Genomic DNA, 17,235 nt, shown 5'->3' with positions numbered 1-17,235 from the left:
GCGGTTACAGGTCCCAGTTACCGATGTCGGCATCTTTGTCGCTGCCACCTTCTTTGCCATCGGGACCGAAGGAGTACAGGTCAAAGGCGCCTTTGCTGCCCGGAGCCAGGTAGTGATACGGGTTGCCCCATGGATCAATCGGCAGACGTTTGAGGTAGCCGTCACGGTTCCAGTTTTTCGCCTGCGGGTTGCCCGAAGGTTTCTTCACCAAGGCCTCCAGGCCCTGCTGAGTGCTGGGATAGCTGTGGTTGTCGAGCTTGTACATATCCAGCGCCGCGCCGATGGCGCGAATGTCGTTTTGCGCTGCGGTGATCTTGGCCTGATCCGGTCGACTCATCACCTGCGGCACTACCAGCGCCGCGAGAATGCCGAGAATGACCACCACCACCATGATTTCGATCAGGGTAAAACCGCCTTGTTTATTCCTCATCATTTATCCCACCAACTGATTAAGAGACAGAATCGGCAACAGAATGGCCAGCACAATCACCAGCACCACTGCGCCCATAAACACCAACATAAAGGGCTCGAACAGCCCCACCATCATGGCCACTTGGGCACTTAAATCGTTTTCCTGATTGCGCGCGGTACGCGCCAGCATTTGATCCAGCTCACCGGAGCGTTCACCGCTGGCAATCATGTGCAGCATCATCGGCGGAAACTGCCCGCAAGCCTCCAGCGCCCGGGTTAGGCTGCCGCCCTCGCGGACCTTTTGCGCGGCCACCAACACATCGGCGCGGATCACCCGGTTAGCGATCACCTGTGCGGCAATCGCCAGCGCCTCCACCAGCGGCACGCCACTGCGGGTCAGAATCGCCAAGGTGGAAGCAAACCGCGCACAGTCGGTGGCGCGAATCAGTCGGCCGATCAACGGGCCACGCAATAACAAAGCGTGCCAGCGGGTTTTAAACGCCTCATCACGCAGCGCCCAACGCAGGCCAAAGACCCCGCCGGCGATCACAATCAGCGCCAGCCACCCCCATCCTTTTACCCAGTCACTCAAGGCGATCAATCCGCGGGTTAAGGCCGGCAGGGTTTGCCCCGAATCGATAAACACCTTGACCACATCAGGCACCACATACCCAAGCAGGAAGCCAACGATCAACAGTGAGGTCGCCATCAGAATCAGCGGATAAAGCAGCGCCAATTGGATTTTCTGCCGCGACTGCTGACGTTGCTCGGTGTAGTCCGCCAGTTGCTCCAGCACAGGCCCCAAGTGCCCGGCGTGCTCACCGGCCGCCACCGTGGCGCGATACAGATCAGGAAAGGCAGAGGGAAATTCTTTCAGGCTGCCGGCCAGGTCATGACCTTCCAGCACCCGCGCACGTACGGCCAGCAACATGCTCTGCACCCGTGGCGAACCGGCTTGGGCAGCGGCGGCACGTAAGGCTTCTTCAATAGGCAGCGCCGCTTGCACCAGGGTCGCGAGCTGGCGGGTCAGCAGAGCCAAATCACGGGCGGAAATACCGCGGTTAAAGCTTAAATGGCCGCCGCTTGGATTCTCCCGCGCACGGCTGGGTTTGACCTCCAGGGGCGCCATCTGCCGCTCACGCAACAGCTGTCGCACCTGGCGCGCGCTATCGGCCTCCAGCACACCTTTTTGCTGACGGCCCTTATTATCGAGGGCGAGGTATTCGAATGCGGCCACCTACTCCTCCCGCGTCACGCGCAATACTTCTTCCACCGTGGTGGCGCCCTCAAGCACCTTACGCCGGCCATCGTCGCGGATACTCGGGCCCAACGTGCGGGCATGGCGAGTCATGTCCTGCTCAGCGGCCGCGTTATGGATCAGGCTGCGCAATTGATCATCGAACACCACCAACTCATAGATACCGGTGCGCCCGCGATAGCCCTGCTGATGACACTGAGCACAGCCACGGGCGTGGTAGAGGGTCGGCGGATTAGCCGCGCTGACACCGAGCAAGGTGCACTCGGCCTCATCAGCCTGATACGGCTCTTTACACTGCGCACAGAGCACGCGCACCAAGCGCTGGGCCAAAACCCCAAGCAAAGATGACGACAGCAAAAACGGCTCGATACCCATATCGACCAGGCGGGTGATGGCGCCAATAGCGCTGTTGGTGTGCAGGGTCGACAGCACCAAGTGCCCGGTCAGCGAGGCTTGCACGGCGATTTCGGCGGTTTCTTTATCGCGAATCTCGCCCACCATCACCACGTCCGGGTCTTGTCGCAGGATGGCGCGCAAACCACGGGCAAAAGTCATATCCACCTTGCTATTGACCTGGGTTTGGCCAATGCCTTCAAGGTGATATTCAATCGGGTCTTCGACGGTAAGAATGTTACGCGTGCGGTCGTTAAGGCTGCTCAAGCTGGCGTACAGCGTGGTGGTTTTCCCCGAACCAGTGGGCCCGGTGACCAAGAGGATGCCGTGGGGTTTACGCACCGTGGCTTCCATCAGATCGCGGTCGCGCGCACTCATGCCCAGATGTTGCAGGTTAAGCCGCCCCGCTTGCTTATCGAGCAAACGCAGCACCACCCGCTCGCCGTTGGCCGAGGGCAAGGTGGAGACACGCACGTCCACCTCGCGGCCACCGACCTTAAGGGAGATACGCCCGTCTTGCGGCACGCGTTTTTCGGCAATATCCAAGCGCGCCATGACCTTAATCCGCGACACCAACAGCGCCGCTAACTCACGCTTCGGCTCTAACACTTCGCGTAACACACCGTCCACGCGAAAGCGCACGACGAGGCGTTTTTCAAAGGTTTCAAGGTGGATATCCGAAGCGTTTTCCTTGATCGCTTCGCCGAGAATGGCGTTGATCAGGCGGATAATCGGCGCGTCGTCTTCCTGCTCAAGCAGGTCTTCGGTTTCCGGGACCTGCTCGGCCAGCGCCGCCAGATCAAGGCTGCCGCCGATATCTTCGGCCAGTTGCATGGAGGCCGAATCATGCTGATAGGCTGCCGCCAACAGCAGATCAAATTCACTTTGATTGAAGGCCTGCAAGGTCAGTTGCGAGCCACTAAAGCGCTGCACCTCGGCCAATATCACCAAGTCGACGCCGGGTCGATAGGCGATACTGGTGATGCCCTCCTGGCACACTAATACCACCCCATGGCGTTTAGCAAAGCTAAACGGTAAACGTTTGGGCGGCAGATCATTTAACAGCGCATTCATCCTTAAAAGCCTTTGACACATTTATCAGGAGGACCATTACGCAAGTCTCACGCGCAGGGCAAACTCCGGATAATTGGGGTGAATTATTATAATTAGGTGACAAAGTGGCACTTGCCGGGCGCTATCTTTAGCACATTGCGCCGACTGACACACTATCCCACGTTAGGGCTAGCAAATTCAGCAAGAGGCGATATGATCGGCTCGCGCAGCATATAGATAATAATAAGTTATGGAGTGACTAACCTTTTGCGTTTTCAGGCCTTTTCACGCGTGCTACACCAGCATGCCACCACCTTAGTGGGCGGCGTGGTAGTCATTGCTATGGGCATTAGTTTGGCTTGGCAAAGTGCCGAATGGCTGCGTTTATTGCGCGCCCCGGTGACGAGCGAGCCAAGCGAACTCAGCGCCCAGCCGAACCCTATCGACCCCAATCAACTGGCCCAGTTATTTGGCACCAGCAGTGTCAACAGCGACGGCCCAGCGCCCAATACACAATTACGTCTGACCCTACTCGGCAGTTTTGTGCATGCCGACCCCAAACGTTCCAGCGCGATCATCAGCAGCGCCGGCAAGAACGCCCAACGCTACAGCATCGACGCAGAAATCAGTTCTGGGGTACAACTGCATGCGGTGACGGCCGATCATATCGAGCTGTTGCGCAACGGCCGCCGCGAAAGCCTGTACTTCCCCGTCAGTCGCTCCAGCGCCGGCGCGAGCCCAGCCCAGGAGCTGAGCACTGAAGAAAGTCTGGAGCCGGCCGACGCTCTGGACGACAACCTGACTCAATTGCGCGAGCGCATGGATGCTCTGCGCCAACAAATCCCCAGTACCGACAGCGAGCCCGCGCCGAACGCCGAAGAGCCGGCGAACGCTCCCACTGAACCTCTCACGGAAGATCATTGAGCAATGCCTTCGACTCTCTCACGCCTAAGTTTGACTCTGTTGGCCAGCGCCATGCTGGGCACTGCCCTGCCCGTGCATGCGGCCGTCACCGCCAATCCGGCTAGCGCCACAACGCAGCAAGAGACCTGGACAATCAACCTGAAAGGCGCGGACATTCGCGAATTTATTGATCAGGTGGCGCAGATCAGCGGCCAGACCTTTATCGTTGATCCCCGAGTCAAAGGTCAGGTCAGCGTGGTATCGAGCAGCCCACTGGGGCTCAGTGAGGTTTATCAGCTGTTCCTCTCGGTGATGGCGACCCATGGTTACAGCGTGCTGACTCAAGGCGATCAGGCGCGCATTGTGCCCAACGCTGAAGCCAAAACCGAAGCCAACTCCGGCCGCCCGGCCTCGGATCAACTGGAAACCCGCTTGATCCAGGTGCAACACGGCTCGGCCAGTGAGCTGATCCCCCTGCTACGACCGCTGGTACCGCAATACGGTCATCTGGCGGCAATCAGCAGTGCCAACGCGATCATCATCAGTGACCGCAGCGCCAATATCCAACGCATCGAAACCCTGCTCAAGCAGCTTGATCAGAAAGGTCAGCACGATTACAGCGTGCTCAATCTGCAATACGCCTGGGTGATGGACACCGCCGAAGTGCTGCGTAATGCCGTCGACCGTGGCCAGGCCAAAGGCGCCTCCGGTACCCAAGTGATTGCCGACGGGCGCAGCAACCGTCTGATCATCATCGGCCCACCAGCGGCGCGCAGTAAGCTCATCAGTCTGGCCCAGTCGCTGGACACCCCCACCAGCCGCTCGGCCAACACCCGAGTGATTCGCCTGCGTTATAGCGATGCAAAAAGCCTCGCCGAGACCCTTGGCGATCTGTCAGAAAAACTCAAACCCGAGGCCGGGGCCGAAGGTGGCACGGGCAAGCCGCAGAATATTCTGATTCGTGCCGACGAAAGCTTGAACGCCTTGGTCCTGCTGGCTGAACCAGATGTGGTGGCGACCCTTGAAGACATCGTGCGCCAGCTCGATGTGCCACGCGCCCAGGTGATGGTGGAAGCGGCGATTGTTGAGGTTTCCGGCGATATCAGCGATGCAGTGGGCGTGCAGTGGGCCATCGACGCCCGCCGTGGCGGCTTGGGCGGCACCAACTTTGGCGGCACCGGGCTGTCGGTGGGCAGCGTGCTGCAGGCCATTCAGGACGGTAAAAACAGCACCACGGGCACTGGCTCGAACAATATGCTGAGTAATCTGCCGGACGGCGCCATCGTCGGCGTCGGTACCGACAGCTTCGGCATGCTCATCACCGCCCTGTCGGCCAACAGCCAAAGCAACCTGCTGTCGACGCCCAGTTTGCTGACTCTGGATAACCAAAAAGCGGAAATCCTAGTCGGGCAGAACGTGCCCTTCCAAACCGGCTCGTTCACCACCAGCGGCTCAGGCGCCGACAACCCCTTCACGACCATTGAACGTAAAGATATCGGCGTGACCTTGAAGGTCACGCCCCATATCAACGAAGGCGCCTCGCTGCGCCTGGAAATTGAGCAGGAAATCTCCTCCATCGCGCCAACAACTCAGGGCATCACTCCATCGGATCTGATCACCAACAAGCGCTCCATCAAAAGCACCATCCTTGCCGAAAACGGCCAGGTGATTGTGCTCGGCGGCTTGATTCAGGATGACGTGACCAAGACCGACTCCAAGGTCCCGCTGCTGGGTGATATCCCCTGGCTCGGCGCGCTGTTCCGCTCAACCAAAGACACCCACGTCAAACGTAATCTGATGGTCTTCCTGCGCCCTTCCGTGATCCAAGACGCGGCAGGCATGGAGGCGCTGTCCGGGCGTAAATACAGTGATATCCGGGTGATCGGCGATGACGACCAGCCCAGCATTCTGCCGCGTGAAGCTAAACAGCTGTTCGATCACGGCGACCGCGGCGCCATTGATCTGCGCTGAGGATGAATCCCTCAGCCATAAAAAAGCCCCGGCAATGCCGGGGCTTTTTTATCTAACGCGCGATCTAAGCCTTACAGCGCCGCCAAGCCACGGGCCAGGTCAGCTTGCAAATCAGCGACATCTTCCAAACCCACGGCAACGCGGATCAGGTTGTCGCCGATACCGGCATTGGCCCGCTCGGCCTCGGACAAACGCCCGTGGGAGGTGGTCGCCGGATGGGCGATGGTGGTCTTGGTGTCACCCAGGTTAGTGGTGATGGAGATCACCCGGGTGGCGTCGATAAAGCGCCAGGCGGCCTCTTTACCACCCTTAACCTCGAAGCTGACCACCGCACCAAAACCGCTCTGCTGCCGCTTAGCCAACTCGTGCTGCGCATGGCTGGGCAGACCGGCGTAGTACACCCGCTCAATGCCAGGTTGTTGCTCCAGCCACTGCGCCAGTTGCATAGCGCTGCTGCAATGGGCCTGCATGCGGATACGCAGGGTTTCCAAACCTTTGAGGAAGATCCAGGCGTTGAACGGGCTCAGGGTTGGACCAGCAGTGCGCACGAAGCCCACCACTTCTTTCATCAACTCAGCGCGACCCGCCACTACGCCGCCCAGGGTACGGCCCTGACCGTCGATATATTTGGTCGCGGAGTGGATCACCACATCAGCCCCCAGTTTCAGCGGCTGTTGCAGCGCCGGGGTGCAGAAGCAGTTATCCACCGCCAACAAAGCGCCCTTGCTGTGGGCGATTTCGCTCAGCGCAGCGATGTCGACCAACTCCGCCAAGGGGTTAGAAGGCGACTCGACAAACAGCAGCTTAGTGTTGGGCTTGAAGGCCTCGGCCCAGCCGTTCAAGTCGGCCAGCGGCACGTAGTCCACCGCCACGCCAAAGCGCTTGAAGTACTTTTCAAACAGGCTGATGGTCGAGCCAAACACGCTGCGCGACACCAGCACGTGATCGCCGGCGCTGCACTGGCTCATGACCAAGGCCATGATGGCGGCCATACCGGAAGAAGTGGCGACCGCTTGTTCGGCGCCCTCAAGGGCGGCGATACGCTCTTCAAAGTTACGCACGGTGGGGTTGGTGTAACGCGAGTAAACGTTACCCGGCACATCACCGGCAAAACGCGCGGCGGCATCGGCCGCCGTGCGGAATACATAACTGGAGGTCGGAAAGATAGCTTCGCTGTGCTCACCCTCAGGGCTGCGCTGTTGGCCGGCACGTACGGCCAGGGTATCGAAGCCTACGCCTTCGAGGTCGCTGTCTAGACGCCCAGCATCCCATTCAATGCTCATTACCAATCCTCAATCTCGGCCCGCCTAGACGGGCCGCTGGCTACTTAGTTGTTGTGCAGGTCAATGATTTCACTGACCACCTGAGACTGAACCTTAGAGGCGTCATTGCGCGCCTGCTCGATCTTGTTCAGGTAAACCTCGTCGACATCACCGGTCACGTACTTGCCGTCGAACACCGCACAATCGAAATGCTCAATCTTGATCTTGCCACCACCGACTGCGTCGATCAGATCCGGCAGGTCCTGATACACCAGCCAGTCGGCACCGATCAGCGCGGCGACTTCTTCAGTGCTGCGGTTATGCGCGATCAGCTCGTGCACGCTAGGCATGTCGATGCCGTATACGTTGGGGTAACGCACCGCCGGCGCCGCCGAGCAGAAGTAGACATTCTTCGCCCCGGCTTCGCGGGCCATCTGAATGATCTGCTTGCAGGTGGTGCCACGGACGATGGAGTCATCGACCAGCATGACGTTTTTGCCGCGGAACTCCAGTTCAATGGCGTTCAATTTTTGCCGTACAGATTTCTTCCGTGCCGCTTGCCCCGGCATGATGAAGGTACGACCGATATAGCGATTCTTCACAAAGCCTTCGCGGAACTTCACGCCCAAGTGGTTGGCCAGCTCCAATGCGGAGGTACGGCTGGTATCCGGGATCGGAATCACCACGTCGATATCGTGATCCGGGCGCTCGCGACGGATTTTCTCGGCCAGCTTCTCACCCATGCGCAGACGCGCCTTGTATACCGATACGCCGTCCATGATCGAGTCCGGACGAGCCAGGTAAACGTGCTCGAAGATGCACGGGGCGTACTTCGGCTCACGGGCGCACTGACGGGTGATCAGCTTGCCCTCTTCAGTGATGTACACCGCTTCGCCTGGGGCCAAATCACGGATCAGGGTGAAGCCCAGCACGTCGAGGGACACGCTTTCCGAGGCGATCATGTACTCCACGCCTTCGTCGGTGTGGCGCTCGCCAAACACGATCGGGCGGATGCCATTAGGGTCGCGGAAGCCGACGATGCCGTAACCGGTGATCATCGCCACCACCGCATAGCCGCCCACGCAGCGCTCATGCACCTGGGCTACGGCAGCGAACACATCTTCTTCAGTGGGCTGCAACTTGCCACGGATGGCCAGCTCATGGGCAAACACGTTGAGCAAAACTTCCGAGTCGGAGTTGGTGTTGACGTGGCGCAGGTCAGATTCGTAAATCTCTTTGGCCAGTTGCTCAACGTTAGTCAGGTTACCGTTGTGGGCCAAGGTGATGCCGTATGGCGAGTTGACGTAAAACGGCTGGGCTTCAGCGGAGCTGGAGCTACCTGCAGTCGGGTAACGCACATGTCCAATGCCCATGTGGCCAACCAGACGTTGCATATGACGCTGCTGGAACACGTCCCGCACTAAGCCGTTGTCCTTGCGCAAGAACAGACGACCTTCGTGGCTGGTAACAATACCGGCAGCATCCTGGCCGCGGTGCTGGAGGACGGTCAGCCCGTCATACAGCGCCTGATTGACGTTCGATTTACCGACGATACCGACAATGCCGCACATGTGACGCAACCCCTACTCAATGAAACAGGAAGAATCTCAATGCACTACGGCAGCTTAGGCTGCAACAGTGCCTCTTGGAACGGTAACTCCACCGGCGCGGGTACGCCGTTGGCAAGCCACTGACTGGACAGACTCAGAATCAAGTTCTTCGACCAATCAGCCACAATCAGAAAATGCGGGATTAAGCTCGACTCTTGCCACCAGCGGTCTTGCTGCACCGGCGCCAAGCTCAGCAGCCCCACCGCCACGACCACCAGCAAGGCGCCACGAGCCGCGCCAAACACCATGCCGAGGAAGCGATCGGTCCCAGACAGGCCACTGACGCGAATAAGCTCGCCGATCAGGTAACTCAGCAACGAGCCGACTAATAAGGTCAGTACAAACAAAATAGCGCAGCCGGCGATGACCCGGGCGGAGGGAGTTTCGATGTAAGCGCTGAGGTGTTCGGCGAGAGCGCCGCCAAACAGCCAGGCCACAGCACCGGCAATAATCCAGATAAGTAGCGACAGGGCTTCCTTGACGAAACCTCTGCTTAAACTGATCAAACTTGAGATGGCGACAACGGCGATAATCGCCCAATCGACCCAGGTGAATGCCACGATGCAGGTTACCTACGGGAAAAGCGCTGCATTTTAACAGAGCACCCTGCCATGAGTAAGCAAAGGATTGGTTAAGCTGAAAAAACTTAGCCAGGCCTCTAACTGCCTGGCCTGCGGCACGACGCCAAGGCGCAGTGCCGCCACTGAGACTTAACGAGCCTCCGGCTGGAAGCGCACCACAAAGCCCTTGAGCTTGTGCTGACGATTGAGCTGATCACGCAGACGATCAGCCTCAGCGCGCTCAATCAGCGGCCCGACAAAGACCCGATTCATGCCATCAGCCGTGCGGATATAGGCGTTGTAACCTTGGCTGCGCAGGGTCTTCTGCAATGTCTGCGCGCCGTCGCTACTGGACAGACTGGCCAATTGCACCGACCAACTCACCGGCAAGCTATTGGCATCCACCCGGCTCGGCGCTGGCGTAGGCGCTGCAGCAGGCGCAGGAGTGGGTGCGGCTACCGCTGGCTTGGCCGCGACTGCGGGCTTGCTGGCGACCACCGGCGCTGGCACAGGAACGGGCGTGACCACCGGCTCGCTCGGCTCGGTCGGCTCAGCCACTGGGCCATCCGGTGTAAGATCGGCCACCGCCTGCTCGCCCACGGGCTCCTCAGGCAGCAATTGCGGCTCTGGCACGGCGATTTGCTGCAGCTCAACATCGGCCACTTGCGGCGCCGGCGGCATGTTGGGTGCTTGCACCTCAACACGGTGCGACTCATCCTGACGATTGAGCAGCATGGGTAGAAAAATCACTGCCAATGCCAACAACACCAGCGCGCCCACCATGCGCTGTTTTAATCCTTTATCCAGCAACGCCATCCTGCAAGCCCCCATTGGCCCGGCGGGCCAGCCAATCCAGGGCCTCGGCCACGCTATAGAAAGATCCAAACAGCAGAATTTCATCCCCTGCTGCCGCTTGTTCACACTGTGCCTCTAGCGCTGCCTGCAACGATTCATAGCAACTCGCAGCCTGCCCGCAGGACTGCAAATAAGCCTGCAACTCAGAGCCGTCACGGCTGCGACTGGTCGGCAAAGTTGCCACCGCCCAACTCGCCACATAGGGCAACAGCGGGGTCACTACACCGGGCAAATCCTTGTCGGCCAGCAACCCAAATACCGCATAGCGGGTAACACCCGTCCCTTGCTCCAGCAAGTACTGCGCCAGATAGTTCGCCGCATGGGGATTATGCCCAACATCCAGCAACAGCGTGAGGGTCTTGCCCGACCAATTGATCGTTCTGCGATCCAGTCGCCCCGCCACCCGGGTTTGCAGCAGCGCTTCAGTAATGACCGCAGGCTGCCAAGGCAGTTGCATCAGGGCATAGACTTGTAGGGCTAAGGCGGCGTTTTGCATGGGTAAATCGAGACGCGGCAGCGCCGGCAAACTTAAGCGTTGGCCTTGTCCATCCAGCCCCTGCCAAGCCCAAGTGCTGCCATTAAGGCTTAAATCAAATTGCTCGCCACGCTGGTAATAAGGTGTTGCCAGCGCCGCCACCTGCGCCAGCAAGGGCTGCGGCGGCTGAAGATCGCCACACACCACCGGTTTGCCTGCGCGGAAAATCCCGGCCTTCTCGAAAGCCACGGATTCGCGGGTATCGCCCAGCCAGTCGGAGTGATCCAGACCGATGCTGGTGACCACGGCAATGTCGGCATCCAGCAGGTTGACTGCATCCAGCCGCCCGCCCAAGCCCACCTCCAGCACCACTGCATCCAAGCCGGCACGCTGGAACAGCCAAAAGGCAGCCAGAGTGCCCATTTCGAAATAGGTCAGGGACACTTCGCCACGGGCCGCCTGCACTGCCTCAAAGGCGGCACAGAGCTGCTCATCACTGGCCTCAACGCCGGCGATTTGCACCCGCTCGTTGTAGCGCAGCAGATGGGGCGAACTATAAACGCCAACCTTAAGCCCCTGGGCTTTCAGCAAAGCGGCAATAAAGGCACAGGTCGAGCCCTTGCCATTGGTGCCGGTGACGGTGATAACCCGCGGCGCCACCTGCCCTAAGGCAAGACGCTCGAGCACCACGCGCGAGCGCTCCAGCCCCATATCAATGGCGCTGGGATGAAGTTGCTCGAGGTAGCTCAGCCAATCGCTAAGGCTGCGTGCGGTCATGCCGTGGCCGGCAGTGCAGCAGGCGATGGTTGACCCATAAATTGCGCCAGCAGACGCGCCAGGCGCGGACGCAGCTCGGCACGATGGATGATCATGTCGATGGCGCCGTGCTCCAGCAGGAACTCGCTGCGCTGGAAGCCTTCTGGCAGTTTCTCACGCACGGTTTGCTCGATCACCCGTGGACCGGCAAAGCCGATCAGCGCCTTCGGCTCGGCGACGATGACGTCACCCAACATGGCCAAACTGGCCGACACACCGCCGTAGACCGGGTCGGTGAGCACGGAGATAAACGGAATACCCTCTTCACGCAGACGCGCCAGCACGGCCGAAGTCTTGGCCATCTGCATCAGCGAGATCAGCGCTTCTTGCATCCGCGCGCCACCGGAAGCGGCGAAGCAAATCAGCGGGCTGCGCTGCTCCAGCGCGGCGTTGGCGGCACGCACAAAGCGCTCGCCGACGATGGCGCCCATGGAGCCGCCCATAAAGGAGAACTCAAAAGCACAGGTGACAACCGGCATGCCTTGCAGGGTGCCACGGATAGCGATCAGGGCATCTTTCTCGCCGGTTTGCTTCTGTGCGCCGACCAGACGGTCTTTGTACTTTTTGCTGTCGCGGAATTTCAGGCGATCGACTGGCTCCAGATCCGCACCCAGCTCTTCACGACCTTCGGCATCGAGGAAGATGTCCAGACGCGCACGGGCGTCGATACGCATGTGGTGGTTACATTTCGGGCACACATCCAGGGTTTTCTCCAACTCGGGCTTGTACAGCACCGCGTCGCAGGACGGGCACTTGTGCCACAGGCCCTCAGGAACCGAACTCTTCTTGACCTCGGAACGCATGATCGATGGGATCAGTTTGTCTACTAACCAGTTGCTCATGCTCTTAACTCTCCAAAGCTATTGGCCGGATGCGTCAGCCACAACGCTTGGCTATCCGGGAAAATTCATAAGTACAGACGCAGTTGGGGCCGGACAACCTGATTCAGGCTAACCCGCCACCCCCATACGCCTGCTGAAAGCGCTTATCTAATCAGCAATAGGCTAATGGACGGCCAAGCCTTGAGCGCCGTCACATCCACCCACACCACTTCAGTGACCTTTAACCGCCTGCATAAAGGCGCGAATCTTTTGCCCGTCCTTAATTCCCTTGCTCGCCTCAACCCCGCCACTCACATCCACGGCATAGGGACGGACCTGAGCAATGGCTTGCGCGACGTTGTCCGGGGTCAGGCCGCCGGCCAAAATAATCGGCTTACCCAAGCCTTGCGGGATCAGCGACCAATCAAAAGCCTGGCCGGTGCCGCCCGGCACCCCCTCCACATAGGTATCCAGAAGAAAGCCACTGGCTTGCGGATGGGTCGCCATTTGCGCGGCGATATCGTCACCGGCTTTAACCCGTAACGCCTTGATATAGGGACGATGATAGCCCGTGCACTGCTGCGCGGTTTCGTCACCATGAAATTGCAGCAAGTCCAGCGGCACGGCATCGAGAATTTCGCCCAACTCGCAGCGACTGGCATTTACAAATAGCCCGACGGTAGTGACAAACGGTGGCAGCGCCGCAATGATCGCCCGCGCCTGCGCCACCGTAACGGCCCGTGGACTGGGCGCATAGAACACCAGACCAATGGCGTCCGCACCCGCTTCCACGGCGGCCAGAGCGTCTTCAATGCGGGTAATTCCGCAGATTTTGCTGCGTACGACTGACAACAGGCAGACCTCAATCAGTTAATTAACAGGCGATGCTAGGGGCTCTAGGCGCCCCAACGCAAGACTCTTTAGCCCTGACTCACTGATCCGCCGCCAGCTGCTCGCGCACATCCGGCAATCCGGAGAGGAAGTGCGGGCCTAAATACCGCTGCGGCAGCTCAAACTCTTGCGGGTAGTCGACCTGCACTAAGTACAGGCCATAAGGATGAGCCGTGACCCCGCCGCTGCTGCGCGTGCGCGACTCCAGCACTTGCGCGGCCCATTCAATCGGCCGTTCGCCAGCACCAATGGTCATCAAAACCCCGGCGATGTTGCGCACCATATGGTGCAAGAAGGCATTGGCGCGGATATCCAGCACGATAAAGCGGCCCATTTGCAGCAGCTCAAGGTGGTGTACGGTTTTGACTGGCGACTTGGCCTGGCACTGATTGGCGCGAAATGCGCTGAAATCATGGGTGCCGAGCAGAGCACGGGCCGCTTCGCGCATGCGCTCAAGATCCAGCGGCCGGTGATTCCAGGTGACCTCTTCCGCCATATGGGCTGGGCGAATTTGGTCGTTATAGATCACATAGCGATAACGCCGCGCTTTGGCGCAGAAGCGCGCATCAAAGTGCTCAGGCACGACCTTGGCCCAAGTGACGCTGATATCACCGGGCAGATTCATATTCGCGCCCATCATCCAGGCATGGGTGCTGCGTTCGACGGGGCTGCTGAAGTGCACCACCTGACCACTGGCATGCACCGACGCGTCAGTACGCCCGGCGCAACTGAGCAGCACCGGCACGCCGCCGGCGACTTTCGTCAGGGCTTTTTCCAGAGTTTCCTGGATCGAGGGCACACCAGCGCGCTGGCGCTGAAAACCACGATAACGCGAGCCCTTGTACTCAATCCCCAGGGCTATCTTATAAACGCCAACGGCAGCCGAATCGGCTGCCGTTGTGGGTAGACCATCAGACATGTATCAAACCAATTTAGCGATCAGCTCGCGAGCTTCCTGCTGCTGACCGTCGTTACCTTCACTGATGACCTCATCGAGAATATCCCGAGCCCCTTCAGTGTCGCCCATATCGATATAGGCGCGGGCCAGGTCGAGTTTGGTCGCGGTTTCATCGGTCCCGGAAAGGAAATCGAAGTCGTCGTCATTATCCAGATCAGCGCTGGCCTGGGCAAATGCCGCTGGAGCAGGTGGCGGCAGATCGTCAGCACCTTGCAGCTCATCGGTGAGTTGCTCCAACTCTGCACTCACCTCGCCCAGTTGCGCGGCAAACTCGCTAGGCGGCAACTCTGCTGGGGTTTCTTCGTCCAGGGTCAGATCAAAGTCGGAAGACAGATCAAACTCATCGGCCAAGGCCTCACTTGGGCTTGTCGGCTCAGCAGCGCTGGCGCTTGGCTGTTCGGACAAACTCAGCAGTTCATCTGCCACGGCCGGCGCAGGAGCACTGAGATCACCCAGCTGATTGTGCAGCTCTGCGGCAAAGTCGCTCTCAGTATTAGGCGCAGCCAGTTCGTCGCCATCCAGACTCAAATCAAAGTCCAGATCATCCAACAGCGCCTCGCTGCTGGTCGAAGCGGCGGCCAACTCTGGGTCAGCGTCGAGTTGTAAACTGTCCAGATCAGCCAGACCCGCTGCGTTGCCGGCTTGCAGATCGCGATCCAGCTCCGCTTCAAGATCATCCAGGCTCAGATCAAAATCATCGGCCAAGGCCGGGGCAGTCGCGGGCTTGCTGTCGAACTCATCCAAGCTCAAGCCATCGAAGGATGCTTCAGAAAAGCTCAGTTCATCCTCAACCTTATTGCTCGCAGCCGGCTCAGCGAAATCCGCTTCATCGAAGCCATCTAGGGAGAACTCTGCGTCAGCAAGCGGGGCTGGAGTGCTTGGCTCGGCCAACTCAGCAGCCAGCGGCGTGGCAGTGGCTGCCGCCGGTTCATCCAAGCTCAGATCATCCAGACGGAGGTCATCCAGGCTTTGCTCAGCAGCCACTGCGGCCACCGCAGCACCGGCCAGCAGAGCGGGGAAACGTGCTTTCAGCTGATCCACTTCGGCGCCAGTACCGGCGATATTGCGCAGCTGCTGCTCTTGTTCGGCGAAGCCATTGCGCTCGCCCATCTCGCCATAAACTTCCATCAGTTTGAGGCGCAGATCGGCACGTTGTGGCTCTTGCTTGATCGCCCCTTGCAACAATTCAGCAGCCTGCGGCAGACGGCCATAGGCGATGTAGATGTCGGCTTCGCTCAAAGCATCAGAGGTTTGCGCGGTCACCGGCTCTTCTGCGCGGGCTGAGGCTTGCTCGCTACGCTCATCAGTCAGGGCGGCGAAGTTGTCCTCGGCCAGGTTCAGCTCAGCGGGCAGATCACTCTCGGCGTCATCCGCCGTCAGGCTATCTTGCAGCCGCGCTTCTTTCTGCGCATTACGCCGCGACAGCACCAGCAAGGCAATCAGCAGCGCCAACAAGGCACCACCACCGGCAACGCCGAGCAGGGTTGGATTGGCCAGGAAGTCATCCAGCGGATTACTTTGCGCCACCGGCTCCGCCGCTGGGGCTTTGCTCGCAGCGGGCTCAGCCTTGGCCGCAGGTGCAGGTGCCACAGCTGGGGCAGCGGCTTCAGCAGCAGGTGCTGCCGGTGCAGGCTCTTCACTGTAGTTAAAGTCAGTGGCAGCAGGTGCGGTTTGTGCCGAGGCTTCTGCTGCGGCTGCAGGAACCGCCGCGGCTGCCGCATCTGGGGCGCCATCGGCAGCAGGAGTAGCAGGAGCGGCCAAGTCGGCTTGCAACTTAGCCAGTTGGCTGTCTTTAAGCTGAATCAGGCGCTGCAATTTATCCAGCTGGCTTTGCAGATCGGTCATGCGGCTTTTCAGCTCGGCATTTTCCCGCCGGCTGCTGTCCAGGCTCTCTTGGGTCACGGCCAGCTTATCGCTCAGGGCCTTACCGTTTGCCGCCCCTTTGTCGCTACCGGCAGTGGCTTCACCGGCTTGCGCCGCCACCAGTTTGAGGCTGTCGCTGGCCTGAACTTTGGCCGGCGCGGCATCCGCACTGGCGCGCTTGGTCGCATCCAACTGACGAGCGGCGCCAGCTAAGCTGCGCCCTTCACGCCAGGCCGCGTTTTGCTCGGCCACCTGGGCCACGGCTTGGCCCTGGCTGCGCTGTTTAATTTGCGCCTCATCGGGCAGACGCAGCACCTGGCCGCTTTTCAGACGGTTGATGTTGCCGTCAATAAAAGCATTCGGGTTGAGATCCTGGATCGCCAACATCGCCTGATGCACATTGGCATGGGTCCGACTGCGCCGGGCGATTTCCCACAGCGTGTCATGGGCTGTGGTTTTGTATTCATTGCTGGCAGCGGCAGGCGCGGCCGCCGGCTTAGCTGCTGGTGCTGGTGCTGCAGCTTGATGCGGCGTTGGGGCTTTGGCGCTGGCCGCAGGCGCAGGGACCGCAGCAGCTGGCGTCGGCACAGGCTGGGCCACTGGCGCACTGACTTGCGGGCGCGGCGCCGGGGCAGCCACCACGGGGGCAGCAGCGCTCAGCACACTGTGCGGGGTATAAAGCGGTGGATCGAGGAGCAAGGTGTACTCGCGCAGCAAGCGGCCATTGGGCCACAGCACCTCAACCAGGAAGTTCAGGTACGGCTCGCGCATCGGCTTGCTGGAAGTCACCCGAATCACGCTTTTGCCGTTGGGCTTGACCACCGGGGTGAATTTCAGATCCGTGAGGAAATACTGACGATCCACCCCAGCCTTGGAGAAAGCTTCCGGAGACGCTAACGACGGCAGCACCTCGCTGGAGGCTAGATCGCGTACTTCCAGCAGCTCAATTTCAGCCACTAAAGGCTGGTTAAGTGCCGATTGCAGTGTGACCTCGCCTAATCCCAGCGCGTGCGCCATGCCGGACGACAGAGCCGAAGCAGCTGCAATTGCCAGCACCAGTTTGCGTACCCGAACCATAGCGTTATCCCTTGTTTTATCTTTTTTCTAGGCCAGCGAAAGGGTCAGGAAAATTGCT

At 59.7% G+C, this 17,235-nt stretch carries 14 protein-coding genes; 2 read left to right on the top strand and 12 right to left on the bottom strand.

Annotated elements, in window-relative coordinates; translation table 11 throughout:
* Positions 1–4 precede the first annotated feature (4 nt).
* From gspG to gspE, 3 genes are read right to left on the bottom strand one after another with little or no spacing between them, the layout of a single operon-like run.
* Positions 5–433 (bottom strand): type II secretion system major pseudopilin GspG, encoded by a 429-nt coding sequence (gene gspG, locus NTD81_RS02665; protein WP_262179166.1) that lies wholly within the window; start codon positions 431–433, stop codon positions 5–7.
* Complete coding sequence (gene xcpS / locus NTD81_RS02660) at positions 434–1,648, bottom strand: GspF family T2SS innner membrane protein variant XcpS (protein ID WP_262179164.1); 1,215 nt, start codon at positions 1,646–1,648, stop codon at positions 434–436.
* On the bottom strand, positions 1,649–3,136 hold the full coding sequence (gene gspE / locus NTD81_RS02655; protein ID WP_262179162.1) for a type II secretion system ATPase GspE: 1,488 nt from the start codon (positions 3,134–3,136) through the stop codon (positions 1,649–1,651).
* A gap of 234 nt (positions 3,137–3,370) precedes the next feature.
* On the opposite strand from gspE, the gene NTD81_RS02650 reads away from it, so the two are divergent.
* Both NTD81_RS02650 and gspD read left to right on the top strand, forming a co-directional pair.
* Positions 3,371–4,039, top strand: a complete 669-nt coding sequence (locus tag NTD81_RS02650; protein ID WP_262179160.1) for a type II secretion system protein N — start codon at positions 3,371–3,373, stop codon at positions 4,037–4,039.
* A gap of 3 nt (positions 4,040–4,042) precedes the next feature.
* Positions 4,043–5,989, top strand: coding sequence for a type II secretion system secretin GspD (gene gspD, locus NTD81_RS02645; protein WP_262179158.1), 1,947 nt, complete (start codon positions 4,043–4,045; stop codon positions 5,987–5,989).
* 71 nt (positions 5,990–6,060) lie between these two features.
* On the opposite strand, the gene NTD81_RS02640 is transcribed toward gspD, so the two are convergent.
* The 9 genes from NTD81_RS02640 to NTD81_RS02600 all read right to left on the bottom strand — a co-directional run bounded on the left by NTD81_RS02640 (position 6,061) and on the right by NTD81_RS02600 (position 17,177).
* Complete coding sequence (locus tag NTD81_RS02640) at positions 6,061–7,272, bottom strand: O-succinylhomoserine sulfhydrylase (RefSeq protein WP_262179156.1); 1,212 nt, start codon at positions 7,270–7,272, stop codon at positions 6,061–6,063.
* Positions 7,273–7,316: 44 nt separating this feature from the next.
* The gene (gene purF, locus NTD81_RS02635) at positions 7,317–8,822 is read right to left on the bottom strand and encodes an amidophosphoribosyltransferase (protein WP_262179816.1); all 1,506 of its coding nucleotides are present in this window, start codon (positions 8,820–8,822) and stop codon (positions 7,317–7,319) included.
* Between the two features lie 44 nt (positions 8,823–8,866).
* A complete protein-coding gene (locus tag NTD81_RS02630; protein ID WP_262179153.1) occupies positions 8,867–9,421 on the bottom strand; it encodes a CvpA family protein in 555 nt (184 codons plus the stop codon).
* 150 nt (positions 9,422–9,571) lie between these two features.
* Positions 9,572–10,237, bottom strand: coding sequence for an SPOR domain-containing protein (locus tag NTD81_RS02625; protein ID WP_262179151.1), 666 nt, complete (start codon positions 10,235–10,237; stop codon positions 9,572–9,574).
* A complete protein-coding gene (gene folC, locus NTD81_RS02620; protein WP_262179149.1) occupies positions 10,221–11,528 on the bottom strand; it encodes a bifunctional tetrahydrofolate synthase/dihydrofolate synthase in 1,308 nt (435 codons plus the stop codon). The genes NTD81_RS02625 and folC overlap by 17 nt, the downstream gene beginning before the upstream one ends.
* Positions 11,525–12,409: an acetyl-CoA carboxylase, carboxyltransferase subunit beta gene (gene accD, locus NTD81_RS02615; RefSeq protein ID WP_262179146.1), complete on the bottom strand. Its 885-nt coding sequence runs from the start codon at positions 12,407–12,409 to the stop codon at positions 11,525–11,527. The genes folC and accD overlap by 4 nt, the downstream gene beginning before the upstream one ends.
* Before the next feature lie 210 nt (positions 12,410–12,619).
* On the bottom strand, positions 12,620–13,240 hold the full coding sequence (locus NTD81_RS02610) for a phosphoribosylanthranilate isomerase (RefSeq protein ID WP_262179144.1): 621 nt from the start codon (positions 13,238–13,240) through the stop codon (positions 12,620–12,622).
* A gap of 79 nt (positions 13,241–13,319) precedes the next feature.
* A complete protein-coding gene (gene truA / locus NTD81_RS02605; RefSeq protein ID WP_262179140.1) occupies positions 13,320–14,198 on the bottom strand; it encodes a tRNA pseudouridine(38-40) synthase TruA in 879 nt (292 codons plus the stop codon).
* Positions 14,199–14,201: 3 nt separating this feature from the next.
* Positions 14,202–17,177: a FimV/HubP family polar landmark protein gene (locus tag NTD81_RS02600; protein ID WP_262179138.1), complete on the bottom strand. Its 2,976-nt coding sequence runs from the start codon at positions 17,175–17,177 to the stop codon at positions 14,202–14,204.
* Between the last annotated feature and the right edge of the window lie 58 nt (positions 17,178–17,235).

The organism is Pseudomonas sp. 5P_3.1_Bac2, assembly GCF_025465995.1.
Classification (GTDB): domain Bacteria; phylum Pseudomonadota; class Gammaproteobacteria; order Pseudomonadales; family Pseudomonadaceae; genus Aquipseudomonas.
This window is presented reverse-complemented; position numbering and strand designations above follow the sequence as displayed.